Genomic DNA, 25,647 nt, shown 5'->3' on the forward strand with positions numbered 1-25,647 from the left:
ACCCAGGGCAACCGCGTACCAACGGGAGGACCGATGCCGACGTTCGCCTCGGGGGACAGGCTGCTGCGGCAGACGGTCCTGGCGGGCGGCGGCTGGACCGCCGGACTCGCGGCGGTCGCGCTGCTCGGCGCGGCCGCCGAACTGTTGCTACCCGCGGCGCTCGGCCGCGCCGTCGACGCCGCCCTCGGCGGCGGTTCCGGCTGGTGGGCGGTGTCCGCCTGCGGCCTGGTCGTCGTCCTCATCGGCGTCGACACCCTGACGGACCTGACCAGCGGGTACGGTGCGGCCCGCGCCACCGCCGGACTGCGCCGGCGTCTGCTGCGTCACCTGTTCGCCCTGGACATCCGCGCCACCCGCCGGCACCCGGTGGGTGATCTCGTCGGCCGTCTGGTCGGCCAGGCCGCCGACGCCGGACAGGCCGGCAACGCCGTGGTCCTGGCCATCGTGGCGGTGCTTCCGCCGCTGGGCAGCGTCGTCGCGCTCGCCATCATGGAACCGGTCCTCGGGATCACCCTGCTCGCCGGCCTCGGCCTGCTCGCCGTCCTCATGCGCGCCTTCGTGGCCGACGCCTCGGCGGCGACCGCCGGGTACCAACGGGTTCTCGGCACCATCGCCGGACGGCTGCTGGAGTCGCTGACCGGCGCCCGGACCATCGCCGCCGCCGGCACCACCCACCGCGAGCAGGACCGGGTGCTGGCGGCCCTGCCGGAGCTGGACCGGCACGGCCGGCGTTCCTGGGAACTGCTGGCCCGGGCGAGCGCCCGCACCGCGGCCGTGGCGCCGCTGCTGAACCTGAGCGTCATCGCGGTCGGCGGGTACGCCCTGACCGCAGGCTGGCTCACGCCGGGTGAACTGGTCGCCGCCGTCCGGTACGCGGCCATGGGCGCCGGCCTCGGTGGCGTGCTCGCCACCCTGAACCACCTGGTCCGCAGCCGCGCCGGAGCACACCGGGTCGCCGAGCTGCTGGCACAGTCCGCCGCGCCCGCAGGAGATCGGCCCCTTCCACCCGGCGCGGGCGCCCTGCGACTGCGCGGGGTGGGCGTGCACGCCGACGACGGTCGGCCCATCCTGGACGGCATCGACCTGGACGTGCCGGCCGGAGCCACAGTGGCCGTCGTCGGCGCGTCCGGTGCCGGCAAGTCGACCCTGGCGGCCGTGGCCGGCCGGCTGCACGACCCCGACCGCGGTGAGGTGCGACTCGACGGTGTGCCGCTGCGCGACCTCGACACGGCGGCGTTGCGCCGTGCCGTCGGCTACGCCTTCGACCGGCCGGTGCTGATCGGCGCGACAGTCCACGACGCGATCGGCCTGGCGCTGCCGGTCGACGCGGCGACGCCGCCGGCCGATCGGAGCCCGGCCACACCGGCGGTGCTGCGGGCGGCCCGCACGGCGGCGGTTGCCGACGTGATCGACCGTCTGCCCGGCGGCTATCGCACCCCGCTGGTGGACACACCCCTCTCCGGGGGCGAGACCCAACGCCTCGGCCTGGCCCGCGCGTTCGCCGCCGAGCGGCTGCTCATCCTGGACGACGCGACGTCCAGCCTCGACACCGCTACCGAACACCGGATCACCACCGCGGTCCTCGGGCGGGGCGGGGAGCGTACCCGACTGGTGGTCACCCACCGCACCGCGGCCGCCGCGGCGGCCGACCTGGTCGCCTGGCTGGACGGCGGTCGGCTGCGCGGCCTGGCGCCGCACCGGCAACTCTGGGCCGACCCGGACTACCGGGCGGTCTTCCAGCCGGCCGGCGGCGGATCGTGAGCCGTTCCGGCGTACGCCGGGTGACCTGGCGGGCGCTGCGGGCCCGACGACGGGCGCTCGCCGGGCTCGGCGGCTGGTCGCTTGTCGAGTCGCTGCCCGCGCTGCTCGCCGGCTATCTGGTCGCCCGCGCCGTCGACGAGGGCTTCCTGGCCGGACGTCCGCTCAACGGCCTGGCCTGGTTGGGGGTCCTCGCGGTGGCCGTGCTGGTGGGCGCGGCGGCCACCGGTCGGACGTACCGGAGCCTCGGCGCCGTGGTCGAGCCGTTCCGTGACGAGGTGGCCGCCCAGGTGGTCCGGGGTGCGCTGGGCGACGCCACCCGGGCGGGTGGCCGCCCGGACAGCGCCGCCGTGACCCGGCTGACCCACCAGATGGAGATCGTCCGCGACACCTTCGCCGGTCTGCTGATGGTGACCCGTGGTTTCCTCTTCTCGGCGGGCGCCGCCCTGCTCGGCCTGCTCGCTCTGGCGCCCGTGGTGGCGGCGCTGGCCGCCGTGCCGCTGGTCGCCGGTCTGGGCGTGTTCCTCGCGGCGCTGCCGGCGATGGTCACCCACCAGCGTGCGTACGTCCGGGCCGGTGAGCAGCTCGGCCAGTCGGCGGCGACCGCGCTGGCCGGTCACCGCGACGTGCTGGCCTGCGGCGCCCAGACCCGCGTGACGGCCGAGGTGGCCCGCTGGGTGTCGGCGCAGGCCGCCACCGAACGCATGCTCGCCCGGATGGCGGCGATCCGCAGCCTCAGCCTCGGCATCGGCGGCTGGCTGCCCCTGCTGGTGCTGATGGTGGCCGCCCCGTGGCTGGTCGAGCGTGGTCTCACCGCCGGCGCGGTGCTGGGTGCGCTGATCTACGTCTCCACCGGGTTGCAACCCGCTCTGCACACACTGGTGCAGGGTCTCGGCGGCGGCGGGCTGCGCTACGTGGTCACACTGGAGAACATCCTGCGCACCTATCCGGTGTCCGACGACCAACGCCCGCCGGCCCCCGCCGACCGGACACCCCACGGCCGGCCGCCCACCGCCCCCGGCGGACGGTCACCAACCGTCGAGGTCCGGGGACTGACCTTCGCCTACGGTCCGCGCGCCCGACCCGTCCTGCGGAACTTCTCGCTGACACTGGCCGACCAGGACCATCTCGCCGTGGTGGGACCCAGCGGCGCCGGCAAGTCCACACTGGCCGCCCTGATGGCCGGTCTGGTGGCTCCGCAGGCGGGCACTGTCCACCTGGCCGGCGCGCCGGTCACCGCTGTCGATCCGGTCGGCCTCGCCCGGATGCGCGTGCTGGTACCCCAGGAGGCGTACGTGTTCACCGGCAGTCTCGCCGACAACCTCCGCTACCTGCGGCCGGACGCCGACGAGCACACGCTGGAGGTCGCCCTCGACGCGCTCGGCGCGCGTCCGCTGGCCGTTCGTCTGGGTGGCCTGAGCGCGCCGGTCACGCCGGCCCTGCTCTCCGCGGGCGAGCGGCAACTCATCGCGGCGGTCCGGGCCTGGCTGGCACCCGCCCCGCTGATGCTCCTCGACGAGGCGACCTGCCACCTGGATCCGGCGCTGGAAGCGACGGTCGAGGCCGCCTTCGCCCGGCGGCCCGGCAGCCTCGTGGTCATCGCACACCGGATCAGTTCCGCGCTGCGGGCTGATCGGGTGCTGGTCCTCGATGGCGACGAGCCCCTGCTGGGCACGCACGAACAGTTGATGGCCCGCTCGGCCACCTACCGGATGCTCGTCGGCTGCTGGGACGACCCGGTGGTGCCGTCCCGGGCGACGTCGGCGCGGCCGGGCTGAACCCCGCCCGTCAGCGCCGACGCGCCGGTCAGATCCACCCCGCATCGCCCGCCATCCGCACGGCCTCCACCCGGGTACGGGCACCCACCTTGCGGGCGATCCGACCGAGATGGTTACGAACGGTGCCGCGGGTGAGCCCGAGCGACGCCGCCACCTCAGCGACCGGCGCTCCCGCGGCCGTCAGCCTCAGCACCTCCGTCTCGCGGCTGGTCAGTGGGCCGTCCGAGCGCAGCGCCGCGACGACGAGATCCGCGTCCAGCACGGGTTCCCGGCGGGCGAGCCGGCGGATGCCGTCGATGACCCGGTGCGGGGCGGCGTCGTTGCGCAGGATGCCGACCGCCCTGGTCGGGCAGAGCATGCCTCGCAGTCGCCGCGCCCGGTGCGGGTGAGCCAGCAACAGCAGGGGGCACCCACCGAGGCGGCCGGGATCGATTCCCTCGACGAAGTCGAGGTCGGCCACCACCACGTCGGGGCGTTGGGTGTGAACGGCAGCGGAGACCGCATCACCGCGATCCACCTCCGCCACGACGCGGATGTCATCCTCGGCGGCGAGGACGAACGACAGCGCGCCCAACACCAGGGCGCCGTCCAGGGCGAGCAGGGTACGGATCACGATGGACCTTCCTGCACTCCGGTAGTGATCACTCAACGTCAACATTCAAACACGGGTCCGGCGGGTCCGCACGGTGACGGGGCGGGTCCGGACTGTCTCCACCGGACCCACCCCGACGGCTACAGCCAGCCGTTACGCCGCGCGCGCGACACCGCCTCCAGCCGGTTGCGGGCCCCGGTCTTGCGCAGGATCACCGACAGGTGATTGCGCACCGTTCCGTGCGCCAGGTAGAGGCGGACGGCGATCTCCTTGAGGGGCAGGCCCTCGGCGGCCATCCGCAGCACGTCCATCTCCCGGGGCGTCAACGGCATCTCGGTGGGACTCAGCGCCGCCACCGCCGCGCTCGGATCGATCGCCCGCTCCCCGGCCGCGAGGGCGCGGATCGCCCGCACCAACTCGGCCAGCGAGCTGTCCTTCCCGACCAGACCCCGTGCGCCGGCCGCCAGCGCCGCCTCCACCAGGGCTGGGCTCCACCGAGGGCTCATCGCCAGCACGGCGGCCTCCGGCGCCTCGACGTCGATGCGGGCGACCACCTCCACCGGGTCGGGCAGCTCCGGCGTCAGCGCCAGCACCACCACCTGTGGCCGGCACCGCCGAACCACTGTCAACAGCTCGCCGACACCCTCGACGTCGGCGACCACCTCCATGTCCTCCTCTCGTGACAGCGCGGCGCAGAGCGCCCCGCGAAGCAGACCCATGTCCTCGGCGACAACAACGTGGATCACCACGTCTTCTCCGATCTCAGGTACGCGTCACGGCGGCCACCGATCCCGGAGCGTCCACGGGTTGATCAGGGCGGTCGTGCGCGACAGACGGGCAGGCAGCGGCCCGCGGCGCCGTCGGTGTGGACGGGCGCGGGCACCGATCGACCGGCCGGCGGGTGGAGCGGGCCGTGGGGCCCGCCGCCGAGGTCGGTCGACCCGACCTCAGCCCGGGCGGGCGATCGCCGCCGGAGTGCGGCTCTCGACCAGGAGCGGCACGAGATCGCCGGGCTGCGCGGCACCGCTGTGCGACTGCCGGTCCACCGGCCGGGCCAGCCCCGGCCCGGGTTTCGATCGGTCGTCGACACCGGCGGCGTCCTGGTCGACGGGCATGACGGGTTGGCCCGAGAATTCGCTCGCGGCGTCCACCGGCTCCCGTGGCGCGGCCCGGTGCCCCGTCGACGAGGCGGTGGGCGGCGCGGGGCCGACGACAGACATTTGCGCTGGCGCGGCCGGTGTCGGCGGCGCCGCGGCGGGCGCGGGGGGCACCGGCGGATCCGCCGGTGGCGTCGGGACTGTCGGTACGGGAGCCGGGTCGGTCACCGCGACCGCACCCGCCCCGAGCGCCGGCGGAACGGGCGGCGGAGGTGTCGCCGCGGGAACGACCACCGTGTCGAGAGCCGGTGGTAGCACGGCGTCGACGACGTGCAGGAGCGCCGTGACGAGGGGGCGGATCGGCACCGCGTGGACGATGTCGACGACGTACGGCAGCGGGGCGGTGATCAGGCCCACCACCGGCGAATCACCTGGCACGTACAGCGTGGGCAGGTCGGGGACGGCGGTGGCCGGCAGGTCGGGGACGGCGGTGGCCGGCGGTCGCGGTGCGCCAGCGACAGAGCGCGGCGGCTCGGCACGATGAGCTGCCCGATGGGCCGCGCGAGCGACCGGGGCCGGCTGGAGCGTGTCGGGCTCTGCCGCGTCGGGTGGGACGGACGCGTCGGCCCGGGGCGGCGGCACGGACGCGGGCGATGCGTCCGGCCCGCGTCGAGGCTGCGTGGTGGGTGTCTGCTCGCGGGGAGCGACGACGTCACCGACGAGCCCGGCCAGCGGGGCGCGCGGCCGGTCGCGGCGGCGCTCGTCGGCACGTGTGGCCCGCTGGCGGTCCTCATCGGGGCGCTGCGCGACCGTCAGCCGCACGACCGGCTCGACCAGACGGCCGAGCTTCCGTTGCGGCTCAGCGCCGGTCCCGCTGTGCGTACCGTCGGCGGCGGCCGGCCCCTGGAACAGGGCGGCCACGACGAAGCCGGCCCCGACGGCGACCGCGATCAGCACCATCCGCCGGGCGATGCTGCGCAGCCGGTCAGCGGCAAGCGGCGCAGATCGGCCCGGCGCAGACGCCGGCGCGGTTCCGTTGACGGGACTTCGCACGCGGGCACGACCCCTTCCTCTGGATTGCTGACCCATCGTAGCGATGCGCTTACCTAGCCGCATCCGGTGACGTGTCCTGCCCGCAGCGACGCAGGCCCGGTTATCGGGCGGTTTCGGGGCAGTCCGGGCCGGCGCCGGTGACAACAATCTGACTGATTGCTCAGGGCGTCGGGTCCCCGCCCGCTCCCGTGTGACGGTCAACCGGCTGTTCGGCGGCAACACGCCAGCGGGCACCGCGCGACGGTCCATCGTGGAACGCGGGCGGGTGTACCGTCGCCGCATGACGGTGCTGCAGGAGTTTGTCGCCGCTCTTTCCAGCGGCCGGATCCAGGTTGTCGACCTCACCGCTCCGCTGTCCGACCAGACTCCGATCCTGGGTCTGCCCGAGCAGTTCGGCCAGACCTGGCCGTTCCAGCTCAGCGAGATCAGCCGGTACGACGACAGGGGCCCGGCCTGGTATTGGAACAACTTCTCCACCGGCGAGCACACCGGCACCCACTTCGACGCCCCGGTGCACTGGGTCAGCGGTCAGCACGGCGCCGACGTGTCGCAGGTCCCGGTGAGTCAGTTGATCGCCCCGGCGGTGGTGATCGACCACTCCTCCGACGCCGCCGACAACCCCGACTTCCTGCTTCAGGTGGCGCACGTCAAGGCGTGGGAGGCGGAACACGGGCCCCTGCCCACCGGTGGCTGGCTGCTCTACCGCACCGGCTGGGACGCGTACGGCGACGATCCGCAGCGGTACGCCAACGACGGGCGTACCCCGGGCATCTCCGTGGAGTGCGCCCGCTGGCTGGCCGAGGAGTCACCGATCCGTGGCGTCGGGGTGGAGACGGTCGGGACCGACGCGGGCGCCGCGCACTCGTTCGACCCGCCGTTCCCGTGCCACTCGTTCCTGCTCGGCCAGGACAAGTACGGTCTGACCCAGCTCCGCAACCTGGGGCAGTTGCCGACCACCGGCGCGGTGGTGATCGCCGGCCCGCTGCCGATCGTCTCCGGCTCCGGCAGCCCGTGCCGGGTCCTCGCGCTGGTCGAACGCTAGGCCGGGCCACCGATGCGGGTAGCCGAGGTGGTCGGGCGGGTCCTGCACGGACACGGAGTACGGCACGTCTTCGGGGTGGTCGGCAGCGGCAACTTCCACGTCACGAACGCCCTCGTGGCGGCCGGTGCCCGGTTCGTGGGGGCCGCCCACGAGGGTGGCGCGGCGAGCATGGCCGATGGGTACGCGCGCACCTGCGGGCGGGCGGCTGTCCTCTCGGTGCACCAGGGTCCGGGCGTCACCAACGCGCTGACCGGCCTCACCGAGGCCGCGAAGAGCCGTACCCCGATGGTCGTCCTGGCCCCGGAGGCCACCGCACCGCTGTCGAACTTCTTCATCGACCTGCCGGCACTCGCCGCCGCGGTCGGGGCCGACTTCCACCGGGTACGCGCGACGCACGCGGCCGAGGACGCGGGCGCGGCGTACCGGGCCGCCGCCCGGGGTGCGACGGTGGTGCTGGGCCTGCCGTTGCAGGTGCAGAACGCGGCGACCGAACCGTGGTCCGGTCCGGTCCCCGTGGTCGCGCCGACCCCGAGCGCCGTCCCGCAGGTCGAGCCGTTGCTGGCCGCGCTCCAGGCCGCCCGCCGACCGGTCTTCATCGCTGGTCGGGGTGCCCGGGCGGCCCGGGCACCGCTGACCCGGCTCGCCGACGCGTGCGGCGCGCTGCTCGCGGTCTCGGCAGCGGCCAAGGGACTGTTCGCCGGGAACCAGTGGAACCTCGACGTGGCCGGCGGCTTCGCCACCCCTCTCGCCGCCGAGCTGATCGGCGCGGCGGACCTGGTCGTCGCGTGGGGCAGCACGCTGAACATGTGGACCACCCGGCACGGCGAACTGATCCCGCCCGGCGCCGTCGTCGTCCAGGTCGACAGTGACCCGGCCGCGTTCGGGGTGAACCGCCCGGTCGACCTGACGGTGGCCGGCGACGTGACGGCGGTCGCCGAAGCGGTCCTCGGTCGACTGGACGCCGACACCACCGGGACTACGGACGCCGGTTGGCGTACGCCGGCGCTTGCCCAGCGGATCCGCGACCACGGCCGGTGGCGGACGGTCCCGTACCGGGACGAGAGTGACGCCGCGACCATCGACCCGAGGACCCTCTCGGCCGCCCTGGACGACCTGCTGCCGCCCGACCGCACGGTGGTGGTCGACTCGGGCAACTTCATGGGCTACCCGTCGATGTGGCTGGACGTACCGGACGTGGCCGGGTTCTGTTTCACCCAGGCGTTCCAGTCGGTCGGGCTCGGTCTGGCCAGTGCGCTCGGCGCGGCTGTCGCCCGGCCGGACCGGCTCACCGTCGCGGCGGTCGGCGACGGTGGCTTCGTCATGTCCGCCACCGAACTGGTCACCGCCGTCCGGCTGGCGCTGCCCCTGCTCGTGGTGATCTACGACGACGCGGCGTACGGCGCCGAGGTGCACCACTTCGGCCCGGACGGGCACCCGTTGGACACTGTCACCTTCCCGGAGACCGACCTGGCCGCGATCGCCCGTGGCTACGGCTGCGACGGGCTGACCGTCCGGACCGTCGACGATCTCCCACCGGTACGCCGGTGGCTCGCCGGTCCCCGTACCCGACCGCTGGTGATCGACGCCAAGGTCTGCGCGGCGGGCGGCTCCTGGTGGTTGCAGGAGGCGTTCCGTGGCCACTGAGCCGGCACCGCCCGCGTACGGTGGCGCGGTGGCCACCTTCTGGACGCTGGGATGCGACGCCGACGATCCGCAGCGGATCGCCGCCTTCTGGGCGTTGGCCCTCGGGTACGTCAAGGAACCCGGTTTCGACGAGCCAGACAACGCGTCCATCGTCGATCCGGACGGTCGGGGCCCCGCCATCGCCTTCCTCAGGGTCCCCGAGCGGAAGTCGGCCAAGAACCGGATGCACATCGACATCCGCGTGGCCGGCCCGGGCTCCGGGGACGAGGCCGAGCGCGCGCGGTTGATCCGGCGGAAAGTGCCCGACCTGGTCGCCGCCGGCGCGACGGTGGTCCGGGAGGAGTGGTACGGCGACGTCCTCGGGCACGTCGTCATGCTCGACCCGGAGGGCAACGAGTTCTGCGTCGCCTGACGCCATGATCGGGGCCCGTCGATCGGGCGGCACCGGCGGGGCCGTTTGCTGACCGATCCCGAGGGTAGGTGGGAATCCATGACGACGCCCGAGCAGAGTCAGCAGGAGCGAGCCCTCGAAACCGGTGCGGTGTACCAGGACGCCGAGGGGCGTCGGACGACGGACCCCGGCGCCGGTGCCACGCACGCCGACGATGAGGCAGACCGCAACGCGGAGCACCTCAGGCGGGGCGAGGTCGGCCCGCGCGTCCCGGAGGAGTAGGGCCGGTGCGTGTGTGGGGACCGGTTGGCGGGCGCCTACGCCACCGACACGTCGCGGGCCTGGGCGCCGCCCCCGGCGCGGAAGGCTGAGCACGCGACTCGGCTTGATACAGCCTCGGCTGTACTATCTGCGGAATGGAGACGTTGACGCACGGGCAGGTACTGGCCCGCTTCGGCCACGCCCTGTCCGATCCGACCCGGGCGCGACTCCTGCTGGCGCTGCGGGAGGGGCCCGGCTATCCGGCCGAGTTGGCCGACCTGCTGGGCACGACCCGGCAGAACCTGTCGAACCACCTGTCGTGCCTGCGTGGCTGCGGGCTGGTGGTCGCGGTGCCGCAGGGCCGCCGGACCCGCTACGAGTTGGCCGACGTTCGCCTGGCACATGCCCTGGCCGACCTGCTCGGCCTCGTCTTGGCGGTCGACCCGGCCGTGTGCCCGGACTCCGCTGAGAAGGGTTGCTGCTGATGACCCTGCCCCTGAGAACCGTGACACCCGCGGGGCCGTCGTCGGACCGCCACCAGGTCCTCGCCCGCCGGGTGCGGCTGCTGGTCGCCGCCACGATCACCTACAACGTCATCGAGGCGGTGGTGGCGATCACCGCCGGCACCATGGCGTCGTCGACCGCGCTGATCGGCTTCGGCCTTGACTCGATCATCGAGGTGTCCTCTGCGGCGGCGGTGGCCTGGCAGTTCGCCGGCCCCGACCCGCAGGCCCGGGAAAAGGTCGCGCTGCGGGTCATCGCGGTGTCGTTCTTCGCACTCGCCATCTACGTGACGGTGGAGTCGGTACGGGCGTTGGCCGGCGGCCCCGACGCCGAACACTCCCGCACCGGCCTCGTGCTCGCGGCGCTGTCGCTGGCGATCATGCCAGTGCTCTCGTACGCCCAGCGCCGCGCCGGCCGGGAACTCGGCTCCCGCTCTGCGGTCGCCGACTCCAAGCAGACCCTGCTGTGCACGTACCTGTCCGCGGTCCTGCTCGTCGGTCTCGGGGTCAACAGCCTGTTCGGCTGGGCCTGGGCCGACCCGATCGCCGCGCTGGTGATCGCCGCCGTCGCCGCCAAGGAAGGCCGGGAGGCGTGGCGCGGCGATGCCTGCTGCGTCGCCCCGCTGACCACCCCTCCGACCGACACCGCGGCCGGTGGGCCCGGCGACAGCGATGCCGGCGCGTGTGGGTGCGGGCCCGGCTGCTCCTGCTGCACGACCGATGCGACATGACCGGGTGGCCCTCGGCCGGGCCGTCCGCCTCGCGGAGACCGCACCGGATCCGCGCTCGGTGGTGGTCGATTTCAGCGTTGTGTTCATGGGCCGCTGCCGAGGCCGCCTCCAGCATCGCGTCGAAGAGCCCCGGCACACACCGGGTGACCGTCAGGTGTGGCGAACCAACCGGTAACGGATTGCCCATGCCACGCCAACCCGAAGCGTCCGGGCAGGCGTGAGCCGCCGCCCCGGCTCCGCCGGCTTGGAAAGCGGCCGACGACGATGACGAGACGGTGGTCCACGACCCTCGGCTGCTGGGGCCCGACACCATGTCCGTGGCCGCCGACGGGCACCGGTACGTCACCGCCAACCAACCGCACCACCAGGCGACGTGCCAACCCGGGCAAGACCTGCGGCGCAAGCCGTACGCACTGTTCCGGATCCGGGCCGACGCGGGCCCGGTCCGGTGGCGCTGACCGGGCCCGCCCGCCCCTAGGAAACAGTCCCTAGGTGCGCGTGCTCCACTGCTGGTTGGCGCCGCCGTGGCAGGCCCAGAGGTGAAGTTGCGTCCCGTTGGCGGTGCCGGAACCGATGGCGTCGAGGCACAGCCCCGACTGGGCTCCGGTGATGGTGCCGTTGGCGTTCACGTTCCACTGCTGGTTGGCTTGGCCGTTGCAGTCCCAGATGATCACCGCGGTGCCGTTGCTGCTGCCCGCTCCGTTGGCGTCCAGGCACTTGTTGCCGTAGACGGTCAGGGTGCGGTTGGCGGTGTGGGTCCACCGTTGGTTGGTCCCAACGTGGCAGTCCCACAGTTGCGGGCGGACGCCGTTGCTGGTGCTGGAGTTGGGGATGTCGATGCACCGGCCGGACTGGCCGCCCGCGATCAGCACGTTCTGCTGGCCGACTGGTGGGGTCGTCGGCGGGGGAGTGGTGGGCGGCACGTCGGAGCCGAACTGGGTGAAGAACCGCCACACCTCCTGCTTGACCCAGCTCCGCGCGCCGCTCTCGCAGCCGGCGCACCCGTCCACCGGACCCTGCTGGTGGCCGCCGTCGAACGCCGCCCAGAGCACCGGGTATCCGGGTTGGCAGGAGTAGGCAGTGGTGATGTGGGTCAGGCTGCCCGCCCTCGGCTCCGGCGGGGTCTGCGCGGCGCAGCCGTTGTTCCGGACGAACCTGTCACGCAGCGACCGTCCGCTGGCGATGTTGTCGTTGATGCCGTGAATCCCCAGGTACGCCACCGGTTGGGTGCCGCCGCTGCATCCGCTGATCGCTCCCGGGGCGGCGATTGCGGCGACCGCCCGGAACACCGTCGGGCGGGAGCACGCCAACGAGTAGCTCATCGCGCCGCCGTAGCTGAAGCCGACCGAGAAACGTTGGGTGGTGTCGACGCAGAGGGCGTTGTCGATCACACGGATCATGTCGTCGGTGAAGGTCACGTCTTCACCGTTGGTGTTGCCCCAGCCGTTGTTGAGGCCCTGCGGGGCGACGAAGATCGTCGTGTTGTTGGCCTGCGAGAGCATGCCGTAGTAGGCCCAGGCGGCCCCGTCGGTGCCGCCCGAGGCGACCTGGTTGGCGGTGCCGCCCAACCAGTGGAACCCGAAGGCCAGCCGGTGGGCATAGGTGTTGTTGTAGTTGTCCGGCAACCGAAGGATGAAGCTGCGGCTCTTTCCGCTGCTCTGGATGGTGTGGGTGCCGCTGGTCAGCCCGGGTGCCTTGCCGCAGCCGGCAGTGGTGGCCGCTGCCGCCGGCGCGACGGTCGTGACGACGTACATGCCGACGGCGATCAGAACCAGGACGGCCAGGACTGCCCCCGGCCAGGGCGTGGTGTGTTTGCGAAGTGGCACGACTGAGTCTCCTTGTGCGTGGGTGAGCATCGGGAACCTCACCGGGCTCAGCTCCGGCTCCATCGTTGGTTGGCCGCGCCGGTGCAGTCCCAGATCTGGATGCGCGTGCCGTTGGCCGTGCCGTTGCCGACAGTGCTCAGGCACCGGCCCGACCCAACTCCGGTGATCGAACCGTCGGCGTTGAGCAGCCACTTCTGGTTGGACTGGCCGTTGCAGTCCCAGATGATCACGGAGCTGCCGTTCGCGGTGCCGGCGCCGTTGACGTCGAGGCACTTGCCGCCGAAGACGCGCAGCTCCTGGGCGGCGGTCGAGGTCCAGCTCTGGTTGCTCTGGCCGTGGCAGTCCCAGATGATCGCCGCCGCGCCGTTGGTCTGCGAGGCGCCGTTGACGTCCAGGCACCGTCCGGAGGACGTGTTGCGCACTGCCGACGTGCCGCTCGGCGGCGGGGTGGTCGGCGGTGGCGTGGTGGGGTCGGTGCTACCGAACTGGGTGAAGAACTTCCACACCTCGCCCTTGGTCCAGGTCCTGGCGCCGCTGTCCCCGCCGCCGTCCACCGGGCCGGGGGTGTGCCCGCCGTCGAAGGCGGCCCAGACCACCGGATAGCCGGCCCGGCAGCCGGAGTAGGTGGTGGTGATGTGGGTCAGGCTGCCCGCCCTCGGCTCGGGTGGGTTCTGTGCGGTGCACCCGTTGTTGCGCACGAACGTGTCGCGCAGCGACCGTCCGGCGGACACGTTGAGCACCGGGTCCCCGATGCCATGGATTCCCATGTACGCGACCGGCTGGGTGCCGCCACCGCATCCGCTGAGCTGCCCGCCGGAGTAGACCGCGACAGCGCGGAAGACGGTGGGCCGGGAACAGGCGAGGGAGTAGCTCATGCCGCCGCCGTAGCTGAAGCCGAGCGCGAAGCGTTGCGTGGTGTCGACACAGAGGTCCGCCTCGATCACCCTGATCATGTCGTCGACGAAGGTGACGTCCTGGCCGCCGGGGTTGGCCCAGCCGTTGCCGTTGCCCTGCGGGGCGACGAAGATGGTGCTGTTGTTGGCCTGCTGCCGCAGCCCGTAGTAGGACCAGGCCGCCCCGTCGGACCCGCCGCCGTCGACGTCGTTGGCGGTGCCGCCGTTCCAGTGGAATCCGAAGATCAATCGGTAGGCGTGGTTGCGGTCGTAGTTGTCCGGGATCCTCAGGATGAAACTGCGGTTCTGGCCGCTGCTCTGGATGGAGCGTTGGCCGCTGGTCAACGTGGGTGCCTTGCCGCACCCGGCGGTCGCCGCTGCCGCGCCGATCTCCGCTGCCGACGCGGTGATGCGCACGCCACCGGCCAACGCCGCCGCGCTCACGGTCACGACGACGGCCGCCGCCGTCGCGAGGAGACCAAGGATGGGTCTACGTCTTGTCATGAAGGGGCTCCCGCCACTCGGCACGAACTGATGGAAAGGGGGTCCGCGGGGCCACCCGCACACCGCCACGACAGACCGGGTCACCCGCGCCGACCGCGTTCGCCCCGGAAGAAACCCAGCGGATGTGATGTGTCCACGGGACCCCGGCCGGCTCATCGACACAGGTTTCCGCCAGTGGTCTCGCCGCCCACGCGGGACCAGTCGGCCGTCGAATCGATTCGCTCAGACGCTAGAACGGACAGTGAAAGATGTCAATGCCGTGTCCGGTGCGTTGCGCCTGCGGTGACAGCGGTCAGGCGCGCGTGAGCTCGGCCGCGCCGAACGAGACCGCGAAACGCTTGCACCAGATGGAGACGCTCCGGAAGTCGCGTGGATCAACCGAGGCTGGTAGCTCGTACACCTGGTTGCCCTTGTTGCCCTTGAGCCTGGCCAGCTCGACCCATTCGCCGTCGTCGAACACCCGCCAGCCGGCAGTGCCCGGCAGGACGGGTTGGTCGGTCAGCCACACCCGCAGGTCGGGACCGTTCGACGTGTTCAGCTCCCGAATGACGAGCTGGTGGCGCCCGTCGGCGCGCCGGTGGATCTCGGCCGTGCCGGTCGTGCGGTGCTCATGGGTGACGAACTCGCCGACGGTCAGGATCTCGTTCGCCGCCGGGGCGGCTGCCGAGGCCGCGGGGGTCGGGGACGACGGGATCGGGGCGGCCGATGCCGGCGTCACCCCGGGCAACGCCTCGTCGACGTAGGTGTCGGTGACCAGCTTCCACGGCTGGAACCAGTAGAGGGCCAGCACCGCCACGACGACAGCTGCGGCGAGACCAGCCCGGACCACCGGCGACCGGAACATCCGTTTTCCCACCCCCGCAGCGTACGGCCGCGCATGTCGTCGAACGCGTCGCGAACCCTTTCGGAACTCTTACGACGGGGTATCCGCCAGAGCCTGGCCGCACGGGCACGCCCCCTGGCCCGCCGGCAACAGTCTCACCGCCTCGCCGAGCAGGACGCGCAGCCGATCGACGTTCCGGGCGAAGACGGTGAACACCTCCTGCTGCGTCACCCCCTGGCCGACCTCGACGCCCGAGTCGAGGTCGGTCACCAGTGACAGCGCGGTGTAGCACAGTGCCAGCTCACGTGCCAGCACCGCCTCGGGATGACCGGTCATGCCGACGACCGACCAGCCCTCCCGGCCGTACCACTGCGATTCGGCGCGGGTGGAGAACCGGGGCCCCTCGATGACGACCATGGTGCCGCCGTCGACCGGCCGCCAACCGGTGGTGCGGGCGGCGTCCACCACCGTGGCCCGCCCGACCGGACAGTAGGGGTCGGCGAAGGGCACGTGCACGACCGGGGGGAGTTGCCCGTCCGCGCCGGCCCGTCCGTCGTAGTAGGTCTGCTCGCGGCCGCTGGTCCGGTCGACCAGTTGGTCCGGTACGACGAGGGTGCCGGGACCCAACTCCGGGCGCAGACCGCCCACTGCGCCCGGCGCGAGCACCTGGCGGACGCCGAGTGCGCGCAGCGCCCACAGGTTGGCCCGGTAGTTGATGCGCTGAGGAGGGAGCGTGTGCCGGCGTCCGTGGCGGGGCAGGAACACCACCGGCCGTCCGGCGAGACTCCCGACGGACAGCAGGTCGCTGGGCGCTCCGTACGGTGTGTCGACGGTGACCTCGGCGACGTCGTCGAGGAACTCGTAGAAACCGGAACCGCCGATCACGCCGACCGGCGCGCCATCGGTCGGGCTGATCTCTGCTGCAGACATGGGGGTGACTCTCCTGGGCGACGGATGGCAGAAACACGTGGGGCGGGTTCAGCGACTGTCGCTTCGTCGATGCGTGACGCGCCGGTCGACAGCGGTGGCGACGACCAGCACGATCGCGATCGCGGCCCAGACGACAGCCAGCCCGACGGCGAGCCCCAGCGGGTAGTCGCGGTCCGGCAGGCCCGGGTTCGGCGGCGCCGACGGCGGTCGCCACAGCAGCGGCACCGCGATCAGCAGCAACGTGGCGCTGGCCAGCAGGCCGGCGGCGATCCAGGCCCGGCGTCGCCGGTCGGTCACCAGGCGGCCCAGCGCCAACCCGACGAGCCCGACCAGCGGTGCCACCAGGACGTCGTGCAGCGCCGGGCCGCCGATCAGCCACGGCAGGGCGGTGCCGAGCTGGGGGAGGAGCAGCCAACCGCCGTACGCCGTGGCCGCGGCGCCGAGCACGAACAGGAGCAGCCGGACGGCCCTCACCGCCACACCTCCAGCCGGGCCACCCACTTGGTCTGCAGGACGCCAGGGCGGCTCGGGGCGATGAGCCGGCAGGGGTAACCGTGGTCGGGGGAGAGTTGTTCGCCGTTGATTCTCAGCGCGAGCAGTGTCAGCGGGTCGCTGGCGTGGACGGCGGGGAGCGTGCTCGCCGCGTACAGGCCCTCGGTTTCCAGTGAGGTGAACCGAACCGGTCGGCCGGTGGGCGCGCCGGCCCACCGGAGCAACTGCACGACGGGCACGCCGGTCCAGTGGGCCGAGGCGCTCCAACCCTCGACGCAGGCGATCGGCAGGTGCGCCGTGCGTTGGGGCAGGGCCGCCAGCTCGGGCAGGGACACTGTGCGTCGTCCACCCGGCCAGACGATCTCCAGTCGCCAGTCCGGTGGAACGACGATGCGCGCGGCCGCCGCCGTCCGGTTGATCGGAACGCCCTGCGGCCCGGCGGCGGAGCGCCACGCCAACGGCGACACCCGACGCAGCCACGGCACGGTGACCCCGGCGGTGGCCAGCACGGCGATGCCGGCGGCCCCCGCCGACGTCCGCAGGAACGCGCGTCGCTCGACCGAGTCGTCAGGCCCGGGTGCCGGGGCACCGCGCCGCAGCGGCGTCTTCAGCGCCGCGCGGGCGACCGGAAGCTTCACCGCGACGTGCAGCAGCACCGCGCCCGCCACCAACCAGGCGACCGCGTAGTGCGCCGTCGGGAAGAAGAACCCCCACGGGTACGACTGGGCGACGTTGAACAGGCCGGTGACCAGTTCGAAGAACGCGGCGCACACCAGCACCAGGACGGAGATCCGTTCGAGGGCGTGGGCGGAGAGCCGGATCGGCTGGCGCACTGGCGGACGGACGAACAGTCGCGGGTAGACGCTCCACAGCTTGGCCAGCAGCAACGGGATCGCCGCGACACCGGAGAGCACGTGCACGCCCTGCGTGATCCGGTAGAGGTTGACCGGTCGGGTCGGCCAGCTGAACCAGCCCGGTGGGTGCTGGATGTAGTGGCTGAGCAGCCCGGTGCCGAAACACAGCCCGAACGCCACCCCGAGCCAGAGGCCGAGCCGGGCGGCGACCAGCGGGGAGTGTGACGACGCGGTGAAGTCCTCCGGCGCGGGGATGCGTGCTCGGCGGATCATGCGCGGGCCAGCTCGGCGAACCAGCGGGGGCCGCACCGGAAACGGTCCGCGACCCGCAGGCCGGCGGCGTCGGCGGTACGCGCCACCGCCTCCGCCCCGACCCGCGCCCACCGAAACGCCGACCCCCGCAGCTCCCGTTCACCGGAGCGCCCGGACAGGACGTACGCCTGTCCCCGCCACAGCCCGGCACCCGGGGGTTCCACCTCCACCATCAGTGTTCCGTCGGCCGCGATCAGGGCGCCGCAGCGGCGCAGCAGTCGGACCGGGTCACCACCGATGCCGATGTTGCCGTCGATGAGCAGGGCGTGTGCCCATCTCCCCTCGCCGGGCAGTGGCGCGAAGACGTCCCGGCGCAGGGCGATCACGCCCCGGCCCTGGGTGAGGCGTACCGCCTCGGCGGAGATGTCCACACCGAGGGCGACGAGACCTCGCTGGGCGAGCGCCCTGGTCAACCGGCCGGGGCCGCAGCCGAGATCGATCGTGGGTCCGGTGCAGCGGGCGGCGACGGACTCGACCGCCGGTTCGGGCGGGCCGTGCCAGCGCCGCACCGGCAACAGGTCACGCCGCCCGTCGGTGTGCACCAGCCAGTGCTCGGGTCGGGCCGCGGGCAGCGGGCCGACCGGGGTACCGCCCGGGTCACTGTCGGCGGGCCACCCGTCGGGCCGGCCCAGCGCCACGTCGAAACCGTCGAGGCTGATCGTCGCGTTCACCGGGGGCGTCCGCTCGTCAGGTGGCCGCCCACCGACCCGACGGCCTCCGCGAACCGGGTGCCGGGCAGGTCGGCCGCGACCGCCAGCGCTGCCGACCACTCGTCGACATCGCGCTGAACGGGCAGGATCGCCGGGTGCAGACCGCGCCCGCGCAGAGCGGTGAGGGTGCGGCGACCGGTGTCCGCCGTCGACATGGGAACCTCGCGCAACGCGCTCGCGTACGACGGGTCGCGCAGCCCGAGTGCCCACCAACCGCCGTCGAGCGCCGGCCCGAACACCGCCTCGTGCGTGGCGAGCCGCTGCAGCGCGGTGCTGAGCAGGGCCGGGCGGATCTGCGGCGTGTCCATGCCGATCTGCAGCACCGGTCGGCCGGGAAACGCCTCGGCGGTGTCGGCGTGGGCGTTCGCGAGGCGGTCGGCGAACGTGCCGCCGCGCTGGTCGAGCAGGTGCCAACCCCGCAACGCGGCGGTCAGTTCCGCGCCGTACTCGGCGTCGGCGAACCGACCGGTGTGGGCCAGCACGGGAATGGTCGACGCGGTGGCGCGCACCGCCGCGAGGGTGTCCAACAGCGACGCCGCCGCGACCCGGGCCGCCTGGGTGGGATCAGCGGGCGGGCAGAGGCGCGTCTTGGCCAGCCCGGCAACCGGTGCCTTCGCGACCACGAGCAGGACGTTCACCGGGCACCGCCGGCGTCCGCGCGCAGCACCCCGGCGAAGTCCCGGGTCGCCCGTAACGTGCCCCGGACCGACCCGGAGACCTTCGATCTGGTGCCGACGGCCCGGGGTGCGTACCCCACGTCCAGTTCGATGATCCGCCAGCCCGCCCCGGCCGCGCGGAGCAGCAGCTCCAAGGGGTAGCCGAACGCGCGGTCGTTGACGCCGAGCCCCAGCAGCGCCGCCCGGCGGGCCACCCGGATCGGGCTGATGTCGGACACCGGCACGCCACGACGCCGCAGCAGCGCGGCGACCAGCGCGTTCCCGGTGCGGGCATGCCACGGCCAGGCGTCCGCCGAGACCGGCCGACGCCGCCCGACGGCGAGATCGGCCCGACCGTCGAGCACCGCCGCGACGAGCCGGGGCAACTCGGCCGGATCGAACGAGCCGTCCGCGTCGAGCACGCAGACCAGCTCCGCCCGCGCCGCCAGCAGACCGGTGTGCACTGCCGCGCCGTACCCGCGTCGCGGTTCGTGGACAACCTGGGCGCCGTGCTCGGCGGCGACGGCCGGCGAACCGTCAGTGGAGCCGTTGTCGACCACGATGGCGCGGTAGCCGGACGGTAGCCCGCCCAGTACGGCAGGGAGCGCGGCCGCCTCGTCCAGACAGGGCAGCACCACGTCGATCGTTGTGTGCATACCGGCGACGCTAGGCCCGCCACGGGCGGTCCGGAGCGCTGTGGCTCCTTACGAATCGCTTACCCGCCAACGACTCCTTACGACTCTCTGACGTCTCGCCGTCCGGCTGTCGGTTGCCTGGTCGCAGGTCGTACCGTCGGCCGTCACCATGACCATGATGACCCGGCCGGGACGACCCCGGTCCGCCGACCTGATCGTCCTCGGTGCCGAGGTGGCACTGCTCGCCGTTGCCGTCTGCGTCGGCGCGTTGCTCAACCACCAGGGCGTACGGCTGCACGCCGACACGGCGCCGCTCTACGCCTCCTGGCAGCCGCACCTGGGGCCCGGCACCCCCGCCGCGCTGCTCGTCGCCGCGCTGGTCGTCTGGCGGGGCACGCGCTGGGCAACCGACCTGCCGTGGCATCGGCTGCTGGTCGTCGGCTACCTCGCCGCGGTGCTCTGGACGCTGTCGCTGGCCCTGGTGGACGGCTGGTCCGCGGGGTTGACCGAGCGGCTCACCGTGCAGGCCGAGTATTTGCACGAGGTGCCCGGGGTGACGGATGTCGGCGTCCTGCTGTCCGGCTTCGCCGACCGGATCCTCGACTTCCAGCCCGACTCGTGGTCCACCCACACCGCCGGTCATCCACCGGGGGCGTTGCTGGTCTTCGTCTGGTTGGAGCGGGTCGGCCTGGGTGGCGGGACGGCGGCCGGGCTCGCCTGCGTGGTGCTCGGCGCCACTGTCGCCGTGACGGTTCCGGTGGCGTTGCGGGCACTCGGTGTCGAGGACGCGGCTCGGGCGGTGTGGCCGTTCCTGGTGCTCTTCCCGGGGGCGGTCTGGGTGGGCGCTTCAGCGGACGGGATCTTCACCGCGGTGGTCGCGGCCGGGCTGGCGCTGCTGGCGGTGGGTGGCCGGCCAGCGGCCGCGCTCGGCGGGTTGCTCCTCGGCTTCGCGCTCTACCTGTCGTACGGGTTCGTCCTGGTGGGGTTGCTCGCGTTGGCGGTGGTGCTGCTCCGGGCGCGGGACCGCCCCGGTGTGCTGCTGGTCGCGGCGACGGCGGTCGCGGTCGTCGTCGCCGTGTTCACCGTCGCCGGCTTCTGGTGGCTGGACGGCTACCACCTGGTGGCACGTCGTTACTACCAGGGTTGGGCGGCGGAACGTCCGTACGGCTACTGGGTCTGGGCGAACCTCGCCGCTCTGCTGCTCTCGGCCGGCCCGGTGCTCGGGCCGGCGGTGCGCCGGGCGGTGGCCGCCGTGACGATCCGACCATCGGGCGCGGCGGCCCTCCGACGGCGGATCACCGGCGCCGGACCCACCGTGTGGCTGCCCGTCGCGGCGGCCGCAGCGGTGCTCGCCGCGGACCTGTCCGGGCTCAGCAAGGCCGAGGTGGAGCGGATCTGGCTACCGTTCGCCGTCTGGTTGCTGGTCGCCACCGCGCACCTGCCCACCCGCCACCGCCGGTGGTGGTTGGCGGCCCAGGCCGCCACCGCCCTCGCCGTCAACCACCTACTGTGGACGGTGTCGTGACCGACGCCGGCTCCCGCATCACCGCGGTGGTGAAGTCGGCGATGCCGGCGGCGAAGCCGACCCGGGCGGTGAAGCCGAGCAGCCGGGTGGCGCGGGCCGGGTCGGCCACGACGTGCCGCACGTCCGCCGCCCGTCCGCCGCCGACGGTGACCGGCGATGGGCCGCCCATCGCCACGGCCAGCTCGTGGGCCAGCTCGCCGACGGTGTGCGGTTCACCCGAGCAGACGTTGACCGGCGTCAGCGGATCCGGTGCCGGTGTGGTCAGGGCCAGCAGGTTGGCGGCGGCCACATCGCTCACGTGCACGAAGTCGCGCCGTTGCCGGCCGTCCTCCAGGACCCGGGGCGGTCGCCCGCCGGCCAGGGCCGACCGGAAGATCGACGCGACCCCCGAGTACGGGGTGTCACGTGGCATTCGCGGACCGTAGACATTGTGGTAGCGCAGGGCCCAGACCGATCCACCGGTCTGCCGGGCCCACGCGCCGGCGAGGTGTTCCTGGGCCAGCTTGGTGGCGGCGTACGTGCTCCGCGGCTCCAACGGCGCGTCCTCGGGCACGAGACCGGGGGAGAGCGACCGGTCGCAGCGCGGGCAGGTCGGCTCGTAGCGGCCCTCGGCCAGGTCGGCGGCGCGACGGCCGGTAGGCCGGACGACCCCGTGGGCGGGGCAGTGGTAGCGACCCTCCCCGTAGACGACCATCGAACTGGCCAGTACCAGTCGGCGTACCCCGGTGGCGTGCATCGCGGCGAGGAGGGTGGCCGTGCCGAGGTCGTTGTGCGCGGCGTACCGGGGGGCGTCGGCCGGGTCGAGGCCGTGGCCGACCATGGCCGCCTGATGGCAGACCGCGTCGACGCCGGCCAGCAGCCGGGTCAGCAGCTCGACGTCCCGCACGTCACCGACCGCCAGGTCGTGCCGCTCGGTCCAGGACGGTGCGCTCGCGCCGTGCGCCTCGGGCAGCAACGCGTCCACGGCCACCACCTCGTGCCCGTCCTCGGTGAGCAGGTCGGCGACGTGGGAACCGATGAACCCGGCCGCACCGGTGACAAGTATCCGCATTCCGGTCACCGTATGACAGCGGGCCGGCCCGCTCGGGTCTGCGCGCCCAGCCGTAAGAACCTCGCAAGGTTTGCCGGTGCGGGCGGGCCCGGGTGCGTGGCTACGCTGGGCCGATGGGCATCCGAGGGGCGACGGCGACCGGTCGGAACGGGGATGGTTCGTGACACAGCGCGTGCTGGTGGTCGACGACGACCAGACCGTGAGCGACGTCATTCGTCGTTACCTCGAGAACGACGGCTTCCAGGTGAGCCTCGCGGCGGACGGCGCGGCAGCGCTGGCGGCGGTGGAGCGTCAGGCACCCGACCTGGTGGTGCTCGACCTGATGCTGCCCCGGATCAACGGCCTGGAGGTGTGCCGGGCGTTGCGGGTACGACCCGACGGCGTACCGATCGTCATGCTGACCGCCCGCGGTGACGAGGCCGATCGCATCCTCGGGCTGCAACTCGGCGCTGACGACTACCTCACCAAGCCCTTCTCTCCCCGGGAACTGGTGTTGCGGGTCCGGTCGGTGCTTCGCCGCGCCGGCGGTCACCCGCCAGCCGAGCGGCCGGAGGCGCTCACCGACGGCGACCTGGTGGTGCACACCACGTCCCGAACCGCCCGCCTCGGGGGCACCGATCTGGCTCTGACGCTGCGGGAATTCGACCTGCTCGTGCACCTCATGCGGCATCCGTCCCGGGTGTTCGGCCGGGCCGAGCTTCTCGAGCAGGTCTGGGGCTGGAACTTCGGGGACCACTCGACAGTGACAGTGCACGTACGCCGCCTGCGGGAGAAGATCGAGACCAACCCGGCCGATCCGCAGCGGATCGTGACCGTCTGGGGCGTCGGCTACCGCTACGAGCCGGCCGATGCGTGACGTACTCCTGATCTTCGCGATCGCCCTCGGCGCGGCGCTCGGTATCGGGCTCGCCGGCGCGGTGCTGCTCCGCGCCCTCCGCCGCAGTTCGATCACCGTGCATCTCAGCGTGCTGCTCACCACCACCGTTGTCGCCGTCGCCGTCGGGGTGATGGCGGTCGCGGAGGCGATGTTCCTCTCCACACACGACAGCGAGGTTGTCCTGATCACCGTCGCGGCGGCGGCGGTGGTCAGTCTCGCCGTCGGCGGGCACTTCGGCCGCCGGCTGGCCCGCGCCGCGGTCTGGCGCGACCAGGCCCGGGAGCGGGAACGGCAACTGGAGAAGGGCCGGCGCGACCTGGTCGCCTGGGTCTCACACGACCTGCGGACCCCGCTGGCCGGGCTACGGGCGATGGCGGAGGCGCTGGAGGATCGGGTGGTTCGCGATCCGGACACTGTCGACGAGTACCACCGACGCATCCGCGTGGAGACCGACCGGATGACCCGGCTCGTCGACGACCTGTTCGAGCTGTCCCGGATCAACGCGGGAGCGCTGCGGTTGTCGTTGACGGCGGTACCGCTCGGCGAGGTGGTCTCGGACGCGTTGGCCAGCACCGTCCCGCTGGCCGAGGCTCGCCGAATCAAGCTGATCGCCAGCGAGTCGGGGTGGCCGACGGTCGCCGCGAGCGAACCGGAACTGGCCCGGGTCGTGGCCAACCTGCTGCTCAACGCGGTCCGCTACACCCCGGCCGACGGCACCGTACGCATCGAAGCAGGTCGAGAGGAGGACCAGGCCTGGCTGTCGGTCGCCGACACCTGTGGCGGAATTCCCCCGGACGACCTGCCCCGGCTGTTCGACATCGCGTTCCGTGGTGAACCGGCCCGCACCCCCGGCCCCGGCGACGGTGGGGCGTCCGGAGGGCTCGGCCTGGCCATCGTTCGTGGCCTGGTGGAGGCACATGGAGGTCGGGTCGAGGTACGCAACACCCCCGACGGCTGCCAGTTCATGGTCCGACTGGCGACCGCCTGAGCAGAAACGGCGGGCTTTCCATCTGTCGGAGCCGCCGTCGCGGTGTCTGCGCGCGGCCCGTCAGACCAGCCAGTGACCATCACGCATCAGGTCACGACCGGCGATCTCGTTCTCCTCCCGCCACGCCTGAATCCGCCGAGGTGTCACCCGCAGGTACGCGTACCGGGTTGCGCCGACCCGCGCGTCCCAGAGTCTCGCGGCGAACGCGTCGGCCAGCTCGACCGGCACGGTGTCGCGGGTGAACGTCTCGACGGTGCCGTCGATGAGAACCACGTCGCGCGTCGTGCCGAGCGACATCCGCACCCGCCCGGAGGCTCGCAGATTACGGGCGGTCGGGCTGGACTCGGCGGTGGCCAGGGTGAGGGCGGTGCCCTCCCAGAGAAACGAGAGCGGCACCAGGTAGGGGTTGCCCTCCCGGTCCGCCGAGGCGACCCACGCGTCCAGATCGTGTTCGAGGCGAGCGAGGGTGTCCCGCTTACGCTGCGCCAGTTCGCGCGGTGCTTCGAATTCCACGTCTGGGTCCTCCATGCGGTCGGCGTGGCGTCACCGGGCGTCGAGCGCCCGACGGCGCGGTATTCCGGAATGAATGCGGGCTCAACCGACCCGCTGGGCCAGCACCTGCCCGGGCCAGGAGCCGAACAGGAAGGTTTCGGTGCGGGCGAACCCCTGGCGCTCGTAGAACGCCACCAGCTCGCCGCCGCCGCCCGCCCAGCAGTCGACCCGCAGCAACCGCACGCCGGCTCGCCGGGTCTCCTGCACGGCGTGTGCCAGCAGGGCCGACCCGAGGTTCCGGCCGGCGAACCGCCGGTCGGAGACCAGGAGGCGGACGTACCGCTCGGGTTCGTCCACGGGCGTGATCGGTATCCGCGGGTCGGGCCCGGAGCCCAGCACCATCGCTGCGGCCGGCGTTCCATCCAACTCCGCGATGAACGGGGCGTTCTCGGTCAGGTACCGATCGACCTGTGCCACCCGTGCCGGCTGCGTGGAGAACGGGTTCGTGCCCCACTGCTCGGTGTTGCCCCGGTCGTTCATCCAGGCCACCGCGGAGTCCAGCATGGCCAGGACGGCAGGCGCGTCGGCGGGGCTGCCACCCCTGATGTGTACGCCGTGGCTGGTGTCGTTCATGGCGGAATGGTAGTCCGTGGCTGGTCGATCACGACCGTGGTCGTCAGCCGGTCGGGCTGCCGCCCTCGGGGCCGCGATCCGGGGAGGCCAGGTTCCGATCGATCGCCGCCAACAGGCGCTCGAGGCCCTTTCGGTCGCTGTCGGTGAGGCCGCGAAGAATGGACGCCTCGTTGGCCAGGTGCTCCTCGATGAGCCGGTCGGTCAATTCCACACCCGCCGGAGTCAGCCCGACCACTCTGCCGCGCGCGTCGGCCGTGGAGACCGAGCGGGACACGAGTCCGCGGGCGATCAGTCGGTCCACCCGTTTGGTTACCGCCCCGGTGGTGACGAGCATCCGTTGGCTCAACTGCCCCGGGGTGAGCGTGTACGGCTCGCCCTCGCGGCGCAGCGCCGCGAGCACGTCGAAGTCGCCGTTGCCGAGGTCCGCGGCGGCGAACGGCGGTCGCAGGGCCGCGTCGAGCGCGGCGGCCAACTGTTGGATGCGACCGATGATCAGCAGCGGAGTGGGGTCGAGGTCTGGTCGTTCGCGACCCCACTGGCCGACGATGTCGGCGATCCGGTCGTCATCCACTGTTGCATCTTACCTTCCGGGGAAG

At 72.9% G+C, this 25,647-nt stretch carries 28 protein-coding genes; 12 read left to right on the forward strand and 16 right to left on the reverse strand.

Features of this window, described 5'->3' with window-relative positions:
• Nucleotides 1-33: 33 nt before the first annotated feature.
• Nucleotides 34-1,761: an ABC transporter ATP-binding protein gene (locus ACX27O_RS18780; RefSeq protein ID WP_030330813.1), complete on the forward strand. Its 1,728-nt coding sequence runs from the start codon at nt 34-36 to the stop codon at nt 1,759-1,761.
• Complete coding sequence (locus tag ACX27O_RS18785; protein ID WP_458939817.1) at nt 1,758-3,536, forward strand: ATP-binding cassette domain-containing protein; 1,779 nt, start codon at nt 1,758-1,760, stop codon at nt 3,534-3,536. The genes ACX27O_RS18780 and ACX27O_RS18785 overlap by 4 nt, the downstream gene beginning before the upstream one ends.
• A 28-nt stretch (nt 3,537-3,564) precedes the next feature.
• On the opposite strand, the gene ACX27O_RS18790 is transcribed toward ACX27O_RS18785, so the two are convergent.
• From ACX27O_RS18790 to ACX27O_RS18800, 3 genes are all read right to left on the reverse strand, one after another.
• On the reverse strand, nt 3,565-4,149 hold the full coding sequence (locus ACX27O_RS18790; RefSeq protein ID WP_358127309.1) for a response regulator transcription factor: 585 nt from the start codon (nt 4,147-4,149) through the stop codon (nt 3,565-3,567).
• A 119-nt stretch (nt 4,150-4,268) separates the two neighbouring features.
• Nucleotides 4,269-4,874, reverse strand: coding sequence for a response regulator transcription factor (locus ACX27O_RS18795; RefSeq protein WP_030330808.1), 606 nt, complete (start codon nt 4,872-4,874; stop codon nt 4,269-4,271).
• 201 nt (nt 4,875-5,075) lie between these two features.
• Nucleotides 5,076-6,185: a hypothetical protein gene (locus tag ACX27O_RS18800; RefSeq protein ID WP_358127311.1), complete on the reverse strand. Its 1,110-nt coding sequence runs from the start codon at nt 6,183-6,185 to the stop codon at nt 5,076-5,078.
• Nucleotides 6,186-6,558: 373 nt separating this feature from the next.
• Between ACX27O_RS18800 and ACX27O_RS18805 the strand changes: the two genes are divergently transcribed.
• From ACX27O_RS18805 to ACX27O_RS18835, 7 genes are all read left to right on the forward strand, one after another.
• Nucleotides 6,559-7,320 carry a cyclase family protein gene (locus ACX27O_RS18805; RefSeq protein WP_358127313.1) on the forward strand — a complete coding sequence of 254 codons (762 nt, stop codon included), beginning with the start codon at nt 6,559-6,561 and terminating at the stop codon, nt 7,318-7,320.
• A gap of 12 nt (nt 7,321-7,332) precedes the next feature.
• Nucleotides 7,333-8,964 (forward strand): thiamine pyrophosphate-binding protein, encoded by a 1,632-nt coding sequence (locus tag ACX27O_RS18810; protein ID WP_458939818.1) that lies wholly within the window; start codon nt 7,333-7,335, stop codon nt 8,962-8,964.
• Nucleotides 8,954-9,376, forward strand: a complete 423-nt coding sequence (locus tag ACX27O_RS18815; protein ID WP_309140875.1) for a VOC family protein — start codon at nt 8,954-8,956, stop codon at nt 9,374-9,376. Before ACX27O_RS18810 ends, ACX27O_RS18815 begins: the two co-directional genes overlap by 11 nt.
• A 78-nt stretch (nt 9,377-9,454) precedes the next feature.
• Nucleotides 9,455-9,637 (forward strand): ribonuclease, encoded by a 183-nt coding sequence (locus tag ACX27O_RS18820; protein WP_210862610.1) that lies wholly within the window; start codon nt 9,455-9,457, stop codon nt 9,635-9,637.
• Between the two features lie 134 nt (nt 9,638-9,771).
• Nucleotides 9,772-10,101, forward strand: a complete 330-nt coding sequence (locus ACX27O_RS18825) for an ArsR/SmtB family transcription factor (RefSeq protein ID WP_030330797.1) — start codon at nt 9,772-9,774, stop codon at nt 10,099-10,101.
• Nucleotides 10,101-10,850, forward strand: coding sequence for a cation transporter (locus ACX27O_RS18830; protein WP_030330795.1), 750 nt, complete (start codon nt 10,101-10,103; stop codon nt 10,848-10,850). The genes ACX27O_RS18825 and ACX27O_RS18830 overlap by 1 nt, the downstream gene beginning before the upstream one ends.
• Before the next feature lie 275 nt (nt 10,851-11,125).
• Complete coding sequence (locus ACX27O_RS18835) at nt 11,126-11,308, forward strand: hypothetical protein (RefSeq protein ID WP_030330793.1); 183 nt, start codon at nt 11,126-11,128, stop codon at nt 11,306-11,308.
• Between the two features lie 30 nt (nt 11,309-11,338).
• Here the strand turns inward: ACX27O_RS18835 and ACX27O_RS18840 are convergent, their stop codons facing one another.
• The 9 genes from ACX27O_RS18840 to ACX27O_RS18880 form a co-directional block, all read right to left on the reverse strand.
• Nucleotides 11,339-12,676: a ricin-type beta-trefoil lectin domain protein gene (locus tag ACX27O_RS18840; RefSeq protein ID WP_458939819.1), complete on the reverse strand. Its 1,338-nt coding sequence runs from the start codon at nt 12,674-12,676 to the stop codon at nt 11,339-11,341.
• A gap of 47 nt (nt 12,677-12,723) precedes the next feature.
• On the reverse strand, nt 12,724-14,073 hold the full coding sequence (locus ACX27O_RS18845; protein WP_458939820.1) for a ricin-type beta-trefoil lectin domain protein: 1,350 nt from the start codon (nt 14,071-14,073) through the stop codon (nt 12,724-12,726).
• A 292-nt stretch (nt 14,074-14,365) separates the two neighbouring features.
• Complete coding sequence (locus ACX27O_RS18850) at nt 14,366-14,929, reverse strand: DM13 domain-containing protein (RefSeq protein WP_245233593.1); 564 nt, start codon at nt 14,927-14,929, stop codon at nt 14,366-14,368.
• Nucleotides 14,930-14,986: 57 nt separating this feature from the next.
• Nucleotides 14,987-15,811, reverse strand: coding sequence for an S-methyl-5'-thioadenosine phosphorylase (locus tag ACX27O_RS18855; RefSeq protein ID WP_210863545.1), 825 nt, complete (start codon nt 15,809-15,811; stop codon nt 14,987-14,989).
• 63 nt (nt 15,812-15,874) lie between these two features.
• Complete coding sequence (locus tag ACX27O_RS18860) at nt 15,875-16,300, reverse strand: hypothetical protein (RefSeq protein ID WP_210864535.1); 426 nt, start codon at nt 16,298-16,300, stop codon at nt 15,875-15,877.
• Nucleotides 16,297-17,445 carry a molybdopterin-dependent oxidoreductase gene (locus ACX27O_RS18865; protein WP_357639186.1) on the reverse strand — a complete coding sequence of 383 codons (1,149 nt, stop codon included), beginning with the start codon at nt 17,443-17,445 and terminating at the stop codon, nt 16,297-16,299. Before ACX27O_RS18865 ends, ACX27O_RS18860 begins: the two co-directional genes overlap by 4 nt.
• Nucleotides 17,442-18,155 (reverse strand): class I SAM-dependent methyltransferase, encoded by a 714-nt coding sequence (locus ACX27O_RS18870; RefSeq protein ID WP_387218454.1) that lies wholly within the window; start codon nt 18,153-18,155, stop codon nt 17,442-17,444. Before ACX27O_RS18870 ends, ACX27O_RS18865 begins: the two co-directional genes overlap by 4 nt.
• Nucleotides 18,152-18,832, reverse strand: coding sequence for a TIGR04282 family arsenosugar biosynthesis glycosyltransferase (locus tag ACX27O_RS18875; protein ID WP_210861947.1), 681 nt, complete (start codon nt 18,830-18,832; stop codon nt 18,152-18,154). The genes ACX27O_RS18870 and ACX27O_RS18875 overlap by 4 nt, the downstream gene beginning before the upstream one ends.
• Nucleotides 18,829-19,506, reverse strand: a complete 678-nt coding sequence (locus ACX27O_RS18880; protein WP_030330775.1) for a glycosyltransferase family 2 protein — start codon at nt 19,504-19,506, stop codon at nt 18,829-18,831. The genes ACX27O_RS18875 and ACX27O_RS18880 overlap by 4 nt, the downstream gene beginning before the upstream one ends.
• A gap of 148 nt (nt 19,507-19,654) precedes the next feature.
• Between ACX27O_RS18880 and ACX27O_RS18885 the strand changes: the two genes are divergently transcribed.
• Nucleotides 19,655-21,010 carry a hypothetical protein gene (locus ACX27O_RS18885; protein WP_030330773.1) on the forward strand — a complete coding sequence of 452 codons (1,356 nt, stop codon included), beginning with the start codon at nt 19,655-19,657 and terminating at the stop codon, nt 21,008-21,010.
• On the opposite strand, the gene ACX27O_RS18890 is transcribed toward ACX27O_RS18885, so the two are convergent.
• Nucleotides 20,982-22,061, reverse strand: a complete 1,080-nt coding sequence (locus tag ACX27O_RS18890; RefSeq protein WP_458939821.1) for an NAD-dependent epimerase/dehydratase family protein — start codon at nt 22,059-22,061, stop codon at nt 20,982-20,984. The genes ACX27O_RS18885 and ACX27O_RS18890 overlap by 29 nt on opposite strands.
• 160 nt (nt 22,062-22,221) lie before the next feature.
• Between ACX27O_RS18890 and ACX27O_RS18895 the strand changes: the two genes are divergently transcribed.
• Together ACX27O_RS18895 and ACX27O_RS18900 are read left to right on the forward strand one after the other, a co-directional pair.
• Complete coding sequence (locus ACX27O_RS18895; RefSeq protein ID WP_030330770.1) at nt 22,222-22,917, forward strand: response regulator transcription factor; 696 nt, start codon at nt 22,222-22,224, stop codon at nt 22,915-22,917.
• On the forward strand, nt 22,910-23,926 hold the full coding sequence (locus ACX27O_RS18900; protein ID WP_210863000.1) for a sensor histidine kinase: 1,017 nt from the start codon (nt 22,910-22,912) through the stop codon (nt 23,924-23,926). The genes ACX27O_RS18895 and ACX27O_RS18900 overlap by 8 nt, the downstream gene beginning before the upstream one ends.
• A 60-nt stretch (nt 23,927-23,986) precedes the next feature.
• On the opposite strand, the gene ACX27O_RS18905 is transcribed toward ACX27O_RS18900, so the two are convergent.
• The 3 genes from ACX27O_RS18905 to ACX27O_RS18915 form a co-directional block, all read right to left on the reverse strand.
• Nucleotides 23,987-24,439, reverse strand: a complete 453-nt coding sequence (locus tag ACX27O_RS18905) for a pyridoxamine 5'-phosphate oxidase family protein (protein WP_307857732.1) — start codon at nt 24,437-24,439, stop codon at nt 23,987-23,989.
• 81 nt (nt 24,440-24,520) lie between these two features.
• Entirely contained in the window at nt 24,521-25,051 is a 531-nt protein-coding gene (locus tag ACX27O_RS18910; RefSeq protein WP_458939822.1) for a GNAT family N-acetyltransferase, read from the reverse strand.
• A 43-nt stretch (nt 25,052-25,094) separates the two neighbouring features.
• On the reverse strand, nt 25,095-25,622 hold the full coding sequence (locus tag ACX27O_RS18915) for a MarR family winged helix-turn-helix transcriptional regulator (RefSeq protein ID WP_036411159.1): 528 nt from the start codon (nt 25,620-25,622) through the stop codon (nt 25,095-25,097).
• Nucleotides 25,623-25,647: the final 25 nt, after the last annotated feature.

Source organism: Micromonospora sp. SD19 (genome assembly GCF_054462275.1).